The sequence below is a fragment of the Agromyces sp. Leaf222 genome (assembly GCF_001421565.1).
In the GTDB taxonomy this organism is placed as follows: Bacteria; Actinomycetota; Actinomycetes; order Actinomycetales; family Microbacteriaceae; genus Agromyces.
Genome location: NZ_LMKQ01000001.1, coordinates 919,574 through 936,546 on the forward strand (window position 1 = coordinate 919,574; position 16,973 = coordinate 936,546).

Annotated in this window: 14 protein-coding genes; 11 read left to right on the forward strand and 3 right to left on the reverse strand. The window is 71.3% G+C overall.

Features of this window, described 5'->3' with window-relative positions:
- Positions 1 to 256: 256 nt before the first annotated feature.
- Complete coding sequence (locus tag ASE68_RS03935; RefSeq protein WP_055855347.1) at positions 257 to 1,399, reverse strand: epoxide hydrolase family protein; 1,143 nt, start codon at positions 1,397 to 1,399, stop codon at positions 257 to 259.
- A 67-nt stretch (positions 1,400 to 1,466) separates the two neighbouring features.
- On the opposite strand from ASE68_RS03935, the gene ASE68_RS03940 reads away from it, so the two are divergent.
- A complete protein-coding gene (locus ASE68_RS03940) occupies positions 1,467 to 2,453 on the forward strand; it encodes a YafY family protein (protein ID WP_055855349.1) in 987 nt (328 codons plus the stop codon).
- Between the two features lie 34 nt (positions 2,454 to 2,487).
- Here ASE68_RS03940 and ASE68_RS03945 read toward each other — a convergent pair whose 3' ends face one another.
- Positions 2,488 to 3,060, reverse strand: coding sequence for a TetR/AcrR family transcriptional regulator (locus tag ASE68_RS03945; RefSeq protein WP_055855352.1), 573 nt, complete (start codon positions 3,058 to 3,060; stop codon positions 2,488 to 2,490).
- A gap of 146 nt (positions 3,061 to 3,206) precedes the next feature.
- On the opposite strand from ASE68_RS03945, the gene ASE68_RS03950 reads away from it, so the two are divergent.
- The 7 genes from ASE68_RS03950 to ASE68_RS03980 all read left to right on the forward strand — a co-directional run bounded on the left by ASE68_RS03950 (position 3,207) and on the right by ASE68_RS03980 (position 12,174).
- Positions 3,207 to 4,913 carry a CocE/NonD family hydrolase gene (locus tag ASE68_RS03950; protein ID WP_082461973.1) on the forward strand — a complete coding sequence of 569 codons (1,707 nt, stop codon included), beginning with the start codon at positions 3,207 to 3,209 and terminating at the stop codon, positions 4,911 to 4,913.
- Positions 4,906 to 5,361: a DUF3237 domain-containing protein gene (locus tag ASE68_RS03955; RefSeq protein ID WP_055855354.1), complete on the forward strand. Its 456-nt coding sequence runs from the start codon at positions 4,906 to 4,908 to the stop codon at positions 5,359 to 5,361. The genes ASE68_RS03950 and ASE68_RS03955 overlap by 8 nt, the downstream gene beginning before the upstream one ends.
- A gap of 155 nt (positions 5,362 to 5,516) precedes the next feature.
- Positions 5,517 to 7,154: an ABC transporter substrate-binding protein gene (locus tag ASE68_RS03960; protein WP_055855356.1), complete on the forward strand. Its 1,638-nt coding sequence runs from the start codon at positions 5,517 to 5,519 to the stop codon at positions 7,152 to 7,154.
- Positions 7,155 to 7,188: 34 nt separating this feature from the next.
- A complete protein-coding gene (locus ASE68_RS03965; protein WP_055855358.1) occupies positions 7,189 to 8,148 on the forward strand; it encodes an ABC transporter permease in 960 nt (319 codons plus the stop codon).
- Complete coding sequence (locus ASE68_RS03970; RefSeq protein WP_055855359.1) at positions 8,145 to 9,008, forward strand: ABC transporter permease; 864 nt, start codon at positions 8,145 to 8,147, stop codon at positions 9,006 to 9,008. Before ASE68_RS03965 ends, ASE68_RS03970 begins: the two co-directional genes overlap by 4 nt.
- Positions 9,005 to 10,711, forward strand: coding sequence for an ABC transporter ATP-binding protein (gene nikE, locus ASE68_RS03975; RefSeq protein WP_055855362.1), 1,707 nt, complete (start codon positions 9,005 to 9,007; stop codon positions 10,709 to 10,711). The genes ASE68_RS03970 and nikE overlap by 4 nt, the downstream gene beginning before the upstream one ends.
- On the forward strand, positions 10,708 to 12,174 hold the full coding sequence (locus ASE68_RS03980; protein WP_200921665.1) for an amidase: 1,467 nt from the start codon (positions 10,708 to 10,710) through the stop codon (positions 12,172 to 12,174). The genes nikE and ASE68_RS03980 overlap by 4 nt, the downstream gene beginning before the upstream one ends.
- A 201-nt stretch (positions 12,175 to 12,375) precedes the next feature.
- Here ASE68_RS03980 and ASE68_RS03985 read toward each other — a convergent pair whose 3' ends face one another.
- Positions 12,376 to 13,440 carry a LacI family DNA-binding transcriptional regulator gene (locus ASE68_RS03985; RefSeq protein ID WP_055855363.1) on the reverse strand — a complete coding sequence of 355 codons (1,065 nt, stop codon included), beginning with the start codon at positions 13,438 to 13,440 and terminating at the stop codon, positions 12,376 to 12,378.
- A gap of 111 nt (positions 13,441 to 13,551) precedes the next feature.
- On the opposite strand from ASE68_RS03985, the gene ASE68_RS03990 reads away from it, so the two are divergent.
- The 3 genes from ASE68_RS03990 to ASE68_RS04000 all read left to right on the forward strand — a co-directional run bounded on the left by ASE68_RS03990 (position 13,552) and on the right by ASE68_RS04000 (position 16,947).
- Complete coding sequence (locus ASE68_RS03990; RefSeq protein ID WP_055855365.1) at positions 13,552 to 14,517, forward strand: carbohydrate ABC transporter permease; 966 nt, start codon at positions 13,552 to 13,554, stop codon at positions 14,515 to 14,517.
- The gene (locus tag ASE68_RS03995; protein WP_055855367.1) at positions 14,514 to 15,461 is read left to right on the forward strand and encodes a carbohydrate ABC transporter permease; all 948 of its coding nucleotides are present in this window, start codon (positions 14,514 to 14,516) and stop codon (positions 15,459 to 15,461) included. Before ASE68_RS03990 ends, ASE68_RS03995 begins: the two co-directional genes overlap by 4 nt.
- Before the next feature lie 142 nt (positions 15,462 to 15,603).
- Complete coding sequence (locus tag ASE68_RS04000; protein WP_055860649.1) at positions 15,604 to 16,947, forward strand: sugar ABC transporter substrate-binding protein; 1,344 nt, start codon at positions 15,604 to 15,606, stop codon at positions 16,945 to 16,947.
- The last annotated feature ends 26 nt before the right edge of the window (positions 16,948 to 16,973 follow it).

Genomic DNA, 16,973 nt, shown 5'->3' on the forward strand with positions numbered 1-16,973 from the left:
ACCCGCCCCGGGCGGCTGTGCGGTACGGCTGTGCTCTGCTGCTGCCGCTGCTGCCCCTGCTGCTGCCCCTCTGCCGTGGCGCGGGCGCGACGCGCCGTGGCGCACGGTCGAGCGGTCACGTTCTGCGGCATCCGGAGTGCGGGATGCAGCAGATCGTGACCGCTCGTGAGCCCGGGCCGGCGTGTCGCGGCAAGGAGCGAGCCGGGGCCGGCGAGGCACGAGGCCACGGCAGGGCCGGCCGGGCCGGCCCTGCGCGTCAGCGCCGCGAGGCGAAGAACGCCGCGATGTCGCCCGCGAGCACGTCGGGCACCTCGAGCGAGGCGAAGTGCCCACCCTCGGGGAACCGGCTCCAGTGCACGATCGCGTCGTTGTCGCGCTCGGCGAACACCCTGATCGTCTGGAAGTCGTCAGCGAACACGGCGACGCCGGTCGGCGCGTGGTTCACGGCCGGCTTCGGCTCGACCTGCGCGTTCTCGTAGTACGCCCGGCTCATGCCTGCGGCCGAGTTGGTGAACCAGATGATGCTCACCGCGGTGAGGATGGCATCGAGCGGCACCTTCGACGTGCCGTTGCCGAACGACTCGAAGAGCTCGCTGTAGGCGAGCAGGCCGACGGGGGAGTCGCTCAGCGCTGCGGCGATCGTCTGCGGGCGCGACGCGTTCATGGTGTTGTAGCCGCCGACCTTCTGGAACCACTGCATGTGCTCGAGGCCCGCGTAATCGGCCGGCTCGAGCCGCTCGAACTCGCTCGGGTCTCCCGACGGGAACGAGAACAGCTGCAGCACGTGCAGTCCGAGGAAGCCCTCGGGCTCGAGCAGACCGAGCTCGCGGGCGACCATCGCGCCGTTGTCGGAGCCGTGCACGCCGTAGCGCTCGTAGCCGAGGCGACGCATGAGCGTGTCGTAGGCGCGGGCGACCCTCGCGATGGTCCAGCCTGACTCGTGCACCGGGTTCGAGAACCCGAAGCCCGGGGCATCCGGGATCACGACCGTGAAGGCGTCTTCGGCGCGACCGCCGTGCGCCACGGGGTCGACGAGGCGCTCGATGAGGTCGAGGTAATCGGCCGACGAGCCGGGGTAGGTGTGCGCGAGGAGCAGCGGCGTCGCCTCGGGGTGCGGCGAGACGACGTGGATGAAGTGGATCGGCTGCCCGTCGACCTCGGTGATGAAGTGGGGCACAGCGTTGATGCGGGCCTCGACGGCGCGCCAGTCGAACGTCTTCCACTGCTCGACGGCGTCGCGCAGGTAGTGGTTCGGGGTGCCGGTGGTCCAGTCGTCGCCGGGCGCGGCCTGGGGCAGGCGCGTGCGGGCGAGGCGGTCGGCGAGGTCGTCGAGGTCGGCCTGGGGCACGTCGACGATGAACGGGCGGATGTCGGTCGCGGTTGCGGTGGCGATGTTCATGTCTTCGACGGTACGGTCGATAGCGGAAAGGATCGTTCCTGTTGGCTGATTTTCGTCGGAGAACGCCGTGACCGAGACCGCGGGCCGCCTGCTCGCGCTGCTCGGGCTGCTGCAGTCGCGTCCGTCATGGTCCGGACCCGAGCTCGCCGAGCGGCTCGCGGTCACCACGCGCACGATCCGCAACGACGTCGAGCGGCTCCGCGCCCTCGACTATCCCGTCGAGGCGACCCGCGGCTCGATCGGCGGCTACCGGCTCGGCGCGGGCGGCCGGCTGCCGCCGCTGCTCCTCGACGACGAGGAGGCGGTCGCCGTGGCCATCGGCCTGCGCGCGGCCACCGGTGTCGCGGGCGTCGGCGAGTCGAGCCGCCGCGCGCTGGCCAAGCTCGAGCAGGTGCTGCCGCCGAGGCTCCGCCCCCTGGTCGAGGCCGTCGCGAGCGTCATCGACCGGGCGCCCGAGAACAACGACACCGACGCGCCGGACCCCGAGGTCGACCCCGAGGTACTGCGCGCGATCGCGACGGCGATCCGGTCGGTCGAGTGGCTGCGCTTCGACTACGCCCACGATTCCGGTGCCCACGACGGCGTGCCGCGACTCGTGGAGCCCTACCGGCTGCTCTCCTGGCTGCGGCGGTGGTACCTCGTCGCGCGCGATCCGGAGTCGGGGGAGTGGGACGTCTTCCGCGCCGACCGCGTGCGCCCGCGCCTGCCGACGCGTCGCTCCTTCGAGCCGCGGCTCGTGCCCGGCGGCGACTACACGGCCTTCACGATGCGGCAGGTCGCGGTGAGCGGATGGAACGTGCACGCCCGCCTGCGCGTCGCGGCCGCGGCATCCGCCGTGCTCGATCGCATCCACCCCGCCGTCGGCATCGTCGAGGAGGTCTCGGCCGACGAGTCGGTACTGCTCACCGGTGCCGACAGCCTCGACACGATCGCGGCCTACATCGGCATGCTCGGCATGGACTTCACGGTCGAGTCGCCGCCGGAGCTGCGCGACCTGCTGCGCGTCTACGCCGACCGGTATCGCAGGTCGGCCGACGCGGCATCCGGCACCTGAACTTCGCGTTCCCGGTACAGCCCGGCGTAGCCCGTCAGGGGAGTGCCGCGAGCAGCCGCTCGGCGGTCGCGCGCGCGGCGGCGGTGCCTGTGGCGGCCGAGACGATGTCGCTGAGGAACACGTTGTGCAGCGCGATGGCGACGATGCCGTAGGCCGTGCTCGCGCAAGCGTCGGCGTCGGCGCCGGGGTGCTCGGCGGCGATGAGGCGCGCGAGGAGGTCATGCGTGCCCCGGTAGGCGTCGACGATGAGCTCGGCGAGGGCCGGGTCGGTGCGCGCGGCCTCGACGAACCCGAGCACGACGGCGTTCTCGCGGCCGGGGGCGGCGAACTCGTCACCGAAGAGGTGGTCGAGGGCGGATGCCACGGTGACGGTGCCCGCGGGCAGGATCGACGTTCCCTCGGTGCCGTCGTAGTAGAACCGGCGGGCGCTCACGCGGAGCAGTTGCTCGCGGTTGCCGACGAAATGGCGCACGTGGCCGCGCGACATGCCGGCCTCCTCGGCGATGCGGTCGAGGCTCGCTCCGGTGATGCCGTGTGTGCCGATGGCCCGGATGGTCGCCTCGACGATCTGCGTCGTGCGTTCATCGGCCACTGATGGTCGCGCCATGTGTCTCCTCCTCCTCGCACGATATCGGCCGTGCGGTCGTGGTGCGGGACGCCCGTCATTTATTTTCTAGTCGGACTTGACTAATAACCCTATCCGAATCTACCGTGGCATCCACCCGAACCACGAGAGAGGCGAGCGAGGAACCCATGCAGCACATCGAGCACGTCGGCCCAGGGCCCGTCAGCCCGCTCGCCCGCGAGGAGTTCGTCCGCATGCGCGACGGCATCCGACTGGCGACCGACGTCTACCTGCCCGGTGCGCCGACGACGCCGGATGCCGCACCGGGCGAGACCGTGCTCATCCGCCTGCCCTATGACAAGAGCGGCGCCTACACGTACATCCCGCTCATCGCCGAGGAGTTCACGAAGCGCGGATACCGCGTGGTCGCCCAGGACGTGCGCGGCAAGTTCCGCTCCGAGGGCGAGGCGCTGCTCTTCGTCAACGAGGCCGACGACGGGTACGACACGATCGAGTGGATCGTCAACCAGGCGTGGTCGAACGGACGCGTGGCCATGTGGGGCGACAGCTACTACGGGTACACGCAGTGGGCCGCGGCGTCGTCGCAGCATCCGGCGCTCAAGGCGATCGCGCCGCGCGTGACCGGCACGCAGCTCGGCGAACCCGTGCGAGCCGAGCCCGGCGCCCGCACCCGCGGCGTCGAGTGGGGCATCACCTACCTCTACCCGCTCACGTACTTCCACTCGCGCGACGCCTACTTCTGGGAGCTCGACCCCGAGCGTCGCCCCTACAGCGCGCAGGTCGAGGCCGTGCTCGAACAGCTCGGCTCGCGCTCGATCTCGTACGACCAGTGGTACCCGCGGCCCGTGCACCTGCCGCGCTTCCCGAACGGCGACCCGTTCGACGCGCGGCCCGTGCCCACATTGCACACCATCGGCTGGTGGGACAACTGCGCGCCGCTCTCGTGGGCGGATGTCGCGCGCATCGAGCAGCGGCCGGCGTGGGCGTTGAACCACTTCCTGCGCATCGAGTCGATGGACCACGAGTCGTACTACCTCGACGACGCAGACGCCGATCGCGTGGAGGAGCGCTCGCACGAACAACTGCTCGCCGGCCTGCCGCGCATGCTCGAACCGTCGCTGGCGTTCTTCGAGGTGTTCGTGCGCGGCAACGGCGCGCCGACCGACATCCCGCGCGTCGCCTGGAACCTGGCGGGCACGCCGGGCATGCGGGCGAGCGACACCTGGCCGCCGGCCGGCGCCGCACCGCTCGAGCTCTTCGCCCACCCGGACGGCGCGCTCTCGGACGAGCGCCCAGCCGGGGCATCCGACCTCGAATGGGTGCACGACCCGGCCGACCCGGTGCCCTCGAGCGTGGCGAACGCGTTCGCGTTCCTGCTCGACGCGCCCGACGAGGCCGCGCTCGCCGACCGCGCCGATGTCATCGCCTTCACGACCGAACCCGTCGCCGAAGACGTCGACCTGACGGGGCCCGTGCGGGCCGAGGCCGTGATCGCCTCCGACGGGCCGGTCATGGACCTGTTCGTGCGGCTGCTCGACGTGGATGAGCGTGGCCGGGCGTTCCGCATCGCCCGCGGCCAGGTGCACCTGCGGGAGGCGAGGGATGCGGCCACCGTCGAGGTCGACCTCGGGCAGCTCGGCTACCGGCTGAAGGCGGGGCATCGACTGCGCGTGCACGTGTCGAGCAGCGACGCACCCGAGTTCATCCCGCAGCCCGGCACCGGTGAGGACCCGTGGGGCGCGACCGAGACCACCACCAACCGGCAGCGCCTCCAGCTCGGCGGCGACCGGCCGTTCCGCCTCATTGTCACGATCGCGTCGCCGGGCATCGCACCGGTCGCCGTGACCGAACCGAAAGGAACCCACCATGTCTGAACCCGTGCTCGAGTTCGCGTTCGAACTCCGCGTCGACTGCGACCCGCACCTGCGTATCGGCCGCAGCGCCGACGAGGAGCTCACGTTCACCCCGATCACCGGCGGCACCGTCGCGGGGCCGCTGCTGAACGGCGTCGTGCTCGCCGGCGGCGGCGACTGGGCCGTCGAGCGCAGCGGCACGTCGCAGCTCGAGGCGCGCTACCTGCTGCGTGCCGACGACGGCGCCGTCATCGACATCCTGAACCGCGGTTACTTCCGCGCGTCGGCCGAGGCCATCGCACTCCACGAGGCCGGCGAGCACGTCGACGAGGCCGAGATCTACTTCCGCACCGCGCCGGTGTTCCAGACGGATGCCCCGGCGCACCGCTGGCTCGCCGAGCACCAGTTCGTCGGCCTCGCCCGCGACGAGGACGGCCAGGTCTGCGTGCGCGTCTTCGTCGTGCGCTGACGCCCGCCCCGCGGCGCGCCCCCGCGGCGCGCGCCCCGCGACGCCCGCCCCCGACATCCGCCCATCCCACCAATCGCATCACCTGACGCTCCACCGCCGAGGCGCACCGCCGACGCACTGCACCGCCACCCCACAGCAGCACGAAAGGACCCGTCATGAGAACCACACGCATCACCGCGGCCGCCGCCGGCGCCGTCGCAGCCCTGGTGTTCCTGAGCGGATGCACGGGTCGAGCCGACACGTCGCCGGTCACGTCTGAGCCCGTCGACTCCTCGAAGCTCGTGTCGTCGCTGCCCGCGGCGACCGGCGCGGTCGACGAGGTGACCTGGGCGCTCGTCGAGGGCGAGCCGACGACGCTCGACCCCGCGGGCGACTACAGCCTGGCGATCCCCAACCTCTGCGAGAACCTGCTGACGATCAGCCCCGACTTCACCGTCGAGCCCGGCGTCGCGACGAGCGCCGACTGGGTCGACCCGGTGACCTTCGTCATCGACCTGCGCGACGACGTGACCTTCTGGGACGGCACGTCGCTCACGGCCGACGACGTCGCCTTCAGCCTCGAGCGCAACCGCGTCGAGACCTCGGCCTGGTTCCCCGCGTTCGTGCTCGTCGACACGATCGAGGTCACCGGCGACCTCCAGGTCACCGTGCACTTCACGGCACCCGACTCGACCTTCCGCGACGCCATCGCGGGCGCGGCGGGCGCCGTGCTCAGCAAGGCGTTCGTCGAGCAGGCGGGTGACGCGTTCGGCACCTCGACGGGCGGGGTCATGTGCACCGGCCCGTACGTGTTCGACGAGTGGACGCCGGGCACCGAGATCGTCACGAGCGCGAACCCCGACTACTGGGGCGGTGCGCCGCTCGTCGGCACCCTGACGTACACCTTCATCACCGACGGTGCGACGCTCGCCAACGCGCTGCTCGCGGGCGAGGTCGACGGCGCCTTCAACGTGCCGCCCGCCAGCCGCGACAACTTCGCCGGCTCCGACAGCGGACGCCTCGTGCTCGGCCCGTCGACCGCGTCGTACTCGTTCGGCCCGACGAACTCGACCGGGGCCGGAGCCGACCCGCGGATCCGCCAGGCGCTCAGCCTCGCGATCGACCGCGAGCAGTTCATCACCACGGTGCTGCACGGGCTCGGCGAACCGCAGTCGACCTTCACCCCGCCGTTCGCGTGGTCCGGCATGGAGGCAGCCGACCAGTACACCGAGGCGTACGACGCGCTCGCGGCACCCGAACTCGACCTCGAACAGGCGAAGCAGCTCGTCGAGGAATCGGGCGTCGACACGTCGAAGCCGCTCGTCGTCGCGATTCCGGCCGGCGCGAAGGAGCTCTCGCAGACGGCCGCCATCATCCAGGCGGCCGGCGCCCAGATCGGACTCACGATCGAGATCGACGAGCGCCAGCCCACCGACTTCTCGCAGATCTTCTTCGACCCGGCCGCGCGCGAGTCCATCGACTTCGTCGCGACCGTCGGCTACCTCGACGCACCGGGGGTGCTCGGCTACGCCCAGCAGTTCCTGCTCCCCGCCGAGCTCGGCGGCTTCTTCAACTGGAGCGGCTACTCGAACGACGAGGTGACCGCCGACCTGCAGACCGCGCGCACGACGCTCGACCCCGCGGCATCCGCCGATGCGTTCATCGCCGCGCAGGAGATCTTCGCGCCCGACCAGCTGCAGGTGACCCTCGCCTCGGCCTACCAGACGACGTTCCTGCAGAACGGGCTCACGGGCGTCACCACCTCGGTCGCGGTCTACAGCAGCCCCTGGGCGCTGCACCTCGGCAGCGAATGAGCACGGCGACGCTGGACAGGATCGGAGGCACCACATGAACGCGGGAGTCGTTCGCACCCTCGCCGGCAAGCTCGGCGAGCTCGCGCTCACCCTGTTCCTGGCCAGCGTCGTCATCTTCTCGGCCGTGCTGCTCACGCCGGGCGACCCGGTCTCGGCGCTCGCAGGCGGCATCCGCCCCACCCCCGAGCTCGTTGAGGCGATCCGTGCGCAGCACCACCTCGACGACCCGGTCTGGCAGCAGTACCTGCACTGGGTGGGCGGAGTGCTCACGGGCGATCTCGGCACGTCGTTCGTCTACAAGACGGATGTCGGCGCGCTCATCGCGCCCCGCATCGGCGTGACCGTGATGCTCGTGCTCTACACGGCGGTGCTCATCGCGATCTTCGGCATCGGGTCGGGCGTGCTCGCCGCGACCCGGGGACCGAGGGCGGATCGCGCCGTGCTCATCGGCACCTCGATCGGCATGGCGATGCCCACGTTCGTCGTCTCGATCCTGCTGATCTGGGTGTTCGCGAGGGTGCTCGGGTGGTTCCCCGTCTACGGGGCGGGCGAGGGATTCGCGGACATGATCTCCCACCTCACCCTGCCGGCCATCTCGCTCTCGGTGCTCTACGTCGCGTTCTTCAGCCGCATCACGCGGGGCGCGGTCGTCGGCCAGCTGCACTCCGAGCACGTCGACACGGCGAGGGTGCGCGGCATCCCGCGCTCGCAGGTCTTCCGCCGGCACGTGTTCCTGAACGCCTCGCCGCAGATCCTCGCGGTCTCGGGCGTGACGGTCGCCGGGCTCTTCGCGACGTCGGCGATCGCCGAGCAGGCGTTCGGCATCGGCGGACTCGGGTCGCTGCTCACCGAGGCCGCGGCGCGCAAGGACCTGCCCGTCGTGCAGGTCATCTCGCTGCTGCTCGTGGTGGTCTTCGTCGTGCTGAACGCAGTAGCCGACATCGCGATCGCCGTCATCGACCCCGACAGCGCCAAGCCCAGGAGGAACGCATGAGCGTCGCACAACTCGCCGGCGGCCGGGTCGCCGCCGTCGTGCGCCGGGCCGCCACGCGCGACCCGCTCGTCATCGCCGCCGTGGTGGTCGTGGTCGGCGTCGCCGTCATGGCCGTCTTCGGCCAGGCGCTCGCCCCGTACGATCCGAATGCGATCTACGTCGGACCGGTGTCGGCGGCGCCGAGCCTCGCGCACCCCTTCGGCACCGACGACCTCGGCCGCGACATCCTCTCCCGCGTGCTCGCGGGCACCGCGCCCAGCGTCATCGGTCCCGTGATCGTCGTGGCCGTCTCGAGCCTGCTCGGCGCCGCGCTCGGCATCACGGCGGCGTGGTTCGGCGGGGCGGTCGACGGCATCGCGTCGCGCGTGATCGAGCTGATCTTCGCGATCCCCGGCCTCGTGCTCGCCGTGCTCGCCGTCGCGATGTTCGGCAAGGGGCTGCTCGCGCCCACGCTCGCCCTCGCGATCGCCTACCTCCCGATCGTGGCCAGGCTGATCAGGGCCGGAGCCAGGCAGGAGCTCGGGCGGCCGTACATGGCGGCCCTGCGCATCCAGGGCGTCGGGTCGGCGGCGATCTGCTTCCGGCACCTCGTGCCCGCGCTGCTCCCGGCGCTCTTCGCGCAGACCACCATCGGGTTCGGCTACGCGATGCTCGACCTCGCCGCGATCTCGTTCCTCGGTCTCGGCGCCCAGCCGCCGGCATCCGACTGGGGCGTCATGATCGCGGGCGGCCAACCGGCTCTCATCGCCGGCGCACCCGAGCAGTCGATGTTCCCTGCGCTGTTCGTCGTGATCACCGTGCTCGCCGTCAACGTGCTCGGCGCCAGAGTGACCGTGTGGGCCGAGAGGGGCGAACGATGACCGAGACTCCGAGCGGGATCGTGCTCGAACTGGATCGCGTGTCCATCGCGACGTCGGCCGCGGCCGATGCTCGCACCCTCGTGCACGACTGCACGCTGCAGGTGCACGCCGGCGAGGCGCTCGGCCTCGTGGGGGAGTCGGGGTCGGGCAAGACGCTCTCGACCCGCGCGGTCGCCGGCCTGCTGCCCGAGGGGTTCGCGGTCGGCGGCACGATCCGCATCGACGGCGAGGACCTCTCGCTGCTGCCGCCCGCGCGACTCCGCGACGTGCGGGCTCGACGCCTCGGCATGGTGTTCCAGACGCCGCGCGCGCACCTCAACCCGTTCCGCACGATCGGCGACTTCATGACCGAGGCGCTCGTCTCGGTCGCGGGGGAGCGAGCGGATGCCGCGGCCGGGCGTGCCATCGACCTGCTCGACGAGGTCGGGGTGCCCGACCCCTCTCGGCGCATGCGCCAGCGGCCGGGCGACCTCTCGGGCGGACTGCTGCAGCGCGTCATGATCGCCGCGACGCTCGCCATGGACCCGCGGATCCTGCTCGCCGACGAGATCACCACCGCCCTCGACGTCACGACGCAGGAGGAGGTCATGGCGGTCATCGCCGACCTGCGCCGCCACCGCGACCTCGCGATGCTCTTCATCACGCACGACCTGCCGCTCGCCGGCGCGGTCTGCGATCGTGTCGTCGTGATGAACCAGGGCCGCACCGTCGAGACGCTTCCGGCGGCGGGCATGCGCGAGCGGGCGAGCGACCCGTACACGATACGGCTGCTGTCGGCGTCGATGCCCGCCGACGAGGTGCGCCCCACCGGCACGCCTGCCGAGCCGATCCTGCGCGTCGACGGGCTGCGCAAGACGTTCCGGGTGCGCGCCGCCCAGGGCTTCGGGCACGACGAGTTCGTCGCCGTCGACGACGTCGGCTTCGAGCTCGCCCCCGGCGGGTCGCTCGGCATCGTCGGCGAGAGCGGATCGGGCAAGTCGACCACCGCGCGCATCATCTGCGGCCTCGAGTCGGCGGATGCCGGTTCGGTCACCGTCAAGGGCGAGGACTGGACGCGCCCGGCGCGCGGGGCGCGCGGCCGCCGCCGCCGAGCCCGCATCGCGCAGATGGTGTTCCAAGACCCGTACCAGTCGCTGGATCCGCGCCAGACCGTGCGCGGTTGCCTCACCGAGGCCGTCGCCCTGCACCGGCCGAAGGCAGGCCGCGTCGAGCTGACGGCCCGGGTCGACGAGTTGCTCGCGAACGTCGCACTCGATGCGGCGCTCGCCGACCGGCATCCGCGCGCCCTCTCGGGTGGACAGCGGCAGCGCGTCACCATCGCGAGGTCGCTCGCCGCCGAGCCCGAGATCCTGGTGCTCGACGAGGCGGTCTCGGCGCTCGACGTCACCACCCAGGTCGAGGTGCTGACGCTGCTCGACGGCATCCGCCGCTCGACCGGGGTCGCGCTGCTCATGATCTCGCACGACCTGAACACCGTGCGACGCTTGTGCGACGAGGTCGTCGTCATGCGGTCGGGCCTCATCGTCGAGCAGGGTCCGATCGCCGACGTGCTCTACCGCCCCACGGCCGAGTACACGAGGATGCTGCTCGATTCGATCCCCCGCGAGGGATGGGTGCCGCGACGCCGGCGCCCCGCCCGAACCGGTGCCCTGCCCAGTGTCGCCACATCGACGACCGCCATCCCCCGAGGAGGAACCCCGTGACCGAATCCCAGCTCCGGCAGCCCGCGTCCGCGCCCGCGTCCGCGCCTGACCCCGGGCAGCCCGAGCCCTGGAGGCTGGGTGCCCGCGAGCTCGCCCGGCGGGTGCGTTCTGGCGAGCTGACGGCCGTCGCCGTGATCGAGGCGCACCTCGCGCGCATCGACGCCGTGAACCCCGCGGTCGGCGCGGCCACGGTCGTCTTCGCCGACCGTGCGCGCGAGCTCGCCGCAGCGATCGACGCGCGCATCGCCGCGGGCGAGGAGGTCGGCCCGCTCGCCGGCGTGCCGATCAGCGTCAAGGAGAACATCGACCTCACCTGGTCGGCGTCCACGCAGGGCTGGACCTTCCTCGCCGGTGCGGTGCCGCCCGAGAACGCGACCTTCGTCGACCGCCTGCTCGCGGCCGGGGCGATCCCGATCGCGCGCGGCAACATGCCCGACTTCGGGCTGCGCTGGGACACCGTCAACGACCTCTTCGGCCGCACGAACAACCCGTGGGACCCCGAGCGGGTGCCGGGCGGATCGAGCGGCGGCGACGCGGTCGCGGTCGCGACGGGCATGGCCGCGATCGGTCTCGGCAACGACTACGGCGGATCGCTGCGGCTGCCCGCGTATGCCGCGGGCGTCTGCGCACTGCGGCCATCGGCCGGCCGCGTGCCCGCGCCGTCGCTCGTCGTCGAGCCGCTGCCGCTCTCGCTGCAGATGTTCGCCGTGAACGGCCCGATCGCCAGGCACGTCGACGACCTCGACCTCGCGTTCTCGCTCATGCACGGCGCCGACGGGCGCGACCCCCTCGTCGTGACCGTGCCGCACCCGTCGACCTACGAAGGGGTGCGCCGCGTCGCCGTCGTGCGCGATCCGCTCGGCTGGGGCGTGGAGCCGCAGGTCGCCGAGGCGATCGAGCGTGCGGCGTCGGCGCTCGCCGCAGCGGGCTGGGAGGTCGTCGACGCCGAGCCGCCCATGCTCGAGGACGCGGCCGTGATGTGGCGCCAGCTGTCCGTCACCGAGATGGTGGGCGCGTTCCGACCCGGCGGCCTGCCGGCGCCGCTCAGCGACGGCGCGACGCGGTACTTCCTCGACAACGCCTCCGAGACGCACGTGCTCGAGTCGGGCGACGAGTACGGCGGAGCCTGGGCGCAGCGCGTCGTCGTCGCGGCCGCGTGGGCGAGGTTCCAGTCCGAGCACCCGATCGTGCTCGGGCCGGTGTCGACGAGGCGGATGCCGCGCATCGGCGTCGATCTCTCAGGCCCCGCCGCGACGACCGAACTCTGGCGCGACCACCGCCTGCTCGTGGCCGTGAACTTCCTCGGCCTGCCCTCGGTCGCCGTGCCCACCGGACTCGACGACGAGGGCCTGCCGACGGGCGTGCAGCTCATCGGCCCGGCGAACGGCGACCACATCGCCTTGGCCGCGGCGCGCGACGTCGAGGCCGCGCTCGGCACGCTCACGCCCGTCGACCCGCGCTGACGCCGCCTCACCCGAGCGGCCCGGCCCCGTCGGCACCCCCCGGCACCCGTCGGGGACGCGTGTGGTCGTGTGCGGGGCGCCGAGGCGACCACGCGCGTCCCCGCTGCGGCGGGCGCACGCGGGCCTGGGCGCGCGACGGCCCGATGCACGAGGTCGCGGCGTACGGCGGGCGGGCGGCGGGCGACGGGCGCTGCGCGCCCGTCAGCGGCGCGGCGGCGCGGTGCTGTGGCGCACGACGAGCTCGACGTCGACGAGCGAGTTGGCGCGGCGCTCGCCCGCCTCGACCTCGTGCAGCAGCGCCTCGACCGAGCGTCGGCCGACCTCGCCGAAGTACTGGTGCACGGTCGTCAGCGGCGGCCAGAAGCTGCTCGACTCGGCCATGTCGTCGAAGCCCACGACGCTGACGTCGCCCGGCACGGCGCGCCCGGTCTCGTGCATGGCGCGCAGCACGCCGAGCGCCATCTGGTCGTTCGCGGCGAAGACGGCGGTCACGGCGGGGTTCGCGGCCAGCTCGAGGCCGAGCTCGTAGCCGGCCTCGGTCGACCAGTCGCCCTCGAGCACCGGGGGAGCGGATGCCCCGTGCTCGGCGAGGGTCGCGGCCCAGGCGTCGCGGCGGCGGGTGGCCGAGTAGGAGCGGTCGGGCCCGGCGACGTGCCAGACGGTGTCGTGTCCGAGGTCGAGCAGGTGCTGCACGGCGAGGCGGGCGCCGTGCGCCTGGTCGGTGTCGACGCCCGGGAAGCGTTCGTCGCCCGAGGCGTCGATGATCACGGCGGGCAGGCCGTCGGGCAGCTCGACATCGGACTCGTCGAAGAGATGCGCCTCGACCACGAGGATCACGCCGTCGACCGCGGCATCCGCGAGGCGGTCGAAGGCGACCGAGATCTCGCCCTTGGTCGGGTGCGGCACGGGAATGAGCGTGAGCGAGTAGCCGGCGGCGCTCGCAGCGATGGTGATGGCGTCGAGGGTGCGCATGTTGCCGAAGCTCGAGAGGGTGAACATGATCACGCCGATGCTGCGGAACCGGCCGGTTCGCAGGGCGCGTGCAGCGCTGTTCGGGCGATAGCCGAGCTTGGACATGGCGGCCAGCACACGGTCGCGTGTGATGGCGTCGACGTTGTCGCGTCCGTTCGACACCCGCGACACGGTCTGGCCCGAGACGTTGGCCTCGCGCGCGACATCGGCCATGGACGGCGCTCGGCGGCGTCCGTTGCCGGAGCCGCTGCCGAAGCCGCCGCCGGCGGCGCCCGTCGGGTCGGTCGTCGTCATCTCCGGCTCCCTTCAGCGCGCCCTCGTGAAGAGTGGCGCATGTTCACGTCAACATGCTACGGTGTCCTCGCGAGATGTTGACGTCAACATCTCCTCGATTGGAAAGATCCGATGACAACGACGTCCCCAGAACTGGTTCCACACCCCGGCCCGGCCGCGACATCCGCCCCCCGCCGACGCGATGCAGGTCGCCGTGGCACGCGCGGCCGCACCCGCAGCGAATGGAAGGGCCTCGCCTTCGTGGCGCCGTTCCTCGTCGTGTTCCTGCTCGTCTTCATCGCGCCGGTCGCGTACTCCATCTACCTCAGCCTCTACCGCGAGCAGCTCGTCGGCGGCAACGCGTTCGTCGGCTTCGAGAACTACGCCGCGCTCTTCGTCGACCCGCAATTCTGGGAGGGCCTGGGCCGGGTCACGCTGTTCCTGCTCGTGCAGGTGCCCGTGATGCTCGGCCTGGCCCTGGTGGCCGCCCTCGCCATCGACAGCGCCCGACTGCACGCGACGGGCTTCTTCCGCATCGCGATCTTCCTGCCCTACGCGGTTCCGGCGGTCGTGGCCGTGCTCATGTGGGGCTTCATCTACGGCGACAACTTCGGCCTCGCCGCGAACATCAACGACTGGCTCGGCTCGACGATCGTCACGCCGTTCGCCCGGGAGTGGATCCTCGTCTCGATCGGCAACATCGTGACCTGGGAGTTCGTCGGCTACAACATGCTGATCTTCTACTCGGCGCTCAAGGTCATCCCGACCGACCTCTACGAGGCCGCCGAGCTCGACGGCGCCGGTCCGATGCGCGTCGTGACGGGCATCAAGCTGCCGGCCCTGCGCGGCGCGATCGTGATCGCGACGATCTTCTCGATCATCGGCAGCTTCCAGTTGTTCAACGAGCCGAACATCCTGCGCACGCTCGCCCCGAACATCATCACCACGTACTTCACGCCGAACATGTACGCCTACAACCTCTCGTTCGCCGGTCAGCAGTACAACGCGTCGGCGACCGTCGCGATCGTCATGGGCGTGTTCACCGCCGTGATCGCCTACGTCGTGCAGCTGCGCGGCTCGCGGAAGGAAGAGCGATGAGCACGATGACCGAGGTCATGACCACGACGGATGCCGCGGGCGGCCGCAGCGGCTCCGGCACCCGTCGGGGTGCGTACCGCCCGAAGTACTCCTCGCCGCTGCGCCCCCGCAAGTCGGTCGCGTTCACGCTGCTCATGGGCATCTTCGTGATCTACAGCCTCGTGCCGCTCGTCTGGCTCGTGATCAACGCGACGAAGACCCAGGCGGGCCTGTTCTCGAGCTTCGGGCTCTGGTTCGACGACGACTTCGTGCTGTTCCAGAACATCTGGGAGACCCTGACCTACAAGGACGGCATCTTCCTGCGCTGGTTCGGCAACACGCTGCTCTACGTCGTGGTCGGCGCGGGCGGTGCGACGCTGCTCGCGACGCTCGCCGGCTACGGCCTGGCGAAGTTCCGGTTCACGGGGCGCAAGGCGGTCTTCGCCGTGGTGCTCGGCGCGATCGCGGTGCCCGGAACGGCGCTCGCGGTGCCGACGTTCCTGATGTTCAGCCAGCTCGGCCTCACGAACACGCCGTGGGCGATCATCATCCCGTCGCTGATCAGTCCGTTCGGCCTGTACCTGATCTGGGTCTACGCGGTCGACTCGGTGCCGACCGAGCTGCTCGAGGCGGCGCGCATGGACGGCGCGGGCGAGTTCCGCACGTTCTTCACGATCTCGATCCGCCTGCTGGCGCCCGGCATCGTCACCGTGCTGCTGTTCACGGTCGTCGCGACGTGGAACAACTACTTCCTGCCGCTGATCATGCTGAGCGACCCGACGTGGTACCCGCTCACGGTCGGCCTCAACCAGTGGAGCGCGCAGGCCACGGGCGTCAGCGCGCAGCCCATCTACAACCTGGTGATCACGGGGTCCCTCCTCACGATCGTCCCCATCGTCGTCGCGTTCCTCGGCCTGCAGCGGTTCTGGCAGTCGGGGCTCAGCGCCGGATCCGTCAAGCAGTGACCGAGCGGCACTGCGAGGCGTACCTGCACCACGCGCACCATCCGCTCACCGGAGCGTCCTGCCCCGGAACCACATGGCACACAACGAACACCACGACAACGAACACCACGACAACGAACACAACGAAGTGAAGGGAATCACCATGAGCATCGCTCGCTCCGCCGCCAGGCGGACCCTCTCGGTCGTCGCAGCCGCGGCCCTCATCGGTACGCTCGCTGCCTGCTCGGCCGGCTCCGGCGGCGGGTCCGACGCCGGCGGCTCGGCCTCCGACCTCGACGCCGCGCTCGAGAAGGGCGGCAAGCTCACCTACTGGAGCTGGACCCCCAGCGCCGAGGCGCAGGTCGCCGCGTTCGAGGACGCCTACCCGAACGTCGACGTCGAGCTCGTCAACGCGGGCACGAACACCGAGGAGTACACGAAGCTGCAGAACGCGATCAAGGCCGGCTCGGGCGCTCCCGACGTCGTGCAGATCGAGTACTACGCCATTCCGCAGTTCGCGCTCTCCGACTCGCTCGTCGACCTCAGCTCGTACGGGCTCGGCGACCTCGAGGACCAGTACAGCGCCTCCACCTGGGGCGCCGTGAACGTCGACGGCAAGCTCGTCGGCCTGCCGCAGGACTCGGGCCCCATGGCCATGTTCTACAACGCGAGCGTGTTCGACGAGTACGGCATCGAGGTGCCGACCACGTGGGACGAGTACGTGCAGGCCGCGAAGGACCTGAACGCCGCCGACCCGACGAAGTTCATCACCGCCGACACCGGCGACGCGGGCTTCACGACGAGCATGATCTGGCAGGCCGGCGGCCGCCCGTTCGGCATCGACGGCACGAACATCACCGTCGACCTCGCCGACGAGGGCACCCAGAAGTGGACCGGCGTCTGGAACGAGCTCGTCGAGGGCAAGCTGCTCTCGACCACGCCCGGCTGGACCGACGAGTGGTACCAGGGCCTCGGCGACGGTTCGATCGCGACCCTCGTGACGGGCGCGTGGATGCCCGGCGTGCTCGAATCGAGCGTTCCGGATGCCGCTGGCGACTGGCGCGTGGCCCCGATCCCGACGTACGACGGCACGCCCACGACGGCCGAGAACGGCGGCGGCGGCCAGTCGGTCACCACGCAGTCCGAGAACCCGGCGCTGGCCGCCGCGTTCCTGCGCTGGCTGAACTCCGACCCGGCGTCGATCGAGGTCTTCCTCTCGAGCGGCGGCTTCCCGGCGACGACGGCCGACCTCGACAACCCCGACTTCGTGAACCAGGAGTCCGAGTACTTCGGCGGCCAGAAGATCAACGAGGTGCTCACGCAGGCCTCGAAGGACGTCTCGACCGGCTGGTCGTACCTGCCCTACCAGGTGTACGCGAACAGCATCTTCGGCGACACCGTGGGCCAGTCCTACGCGAACAACGCCGACCTGAACGACGGCCTCGCGAACTGGCAGGACCAGCTCGTCGACTACGGCAACGACCAGGGCTTCAGCGTCAACAAGTAACCCGATGAGGCGGGGCCGGCCGGCGG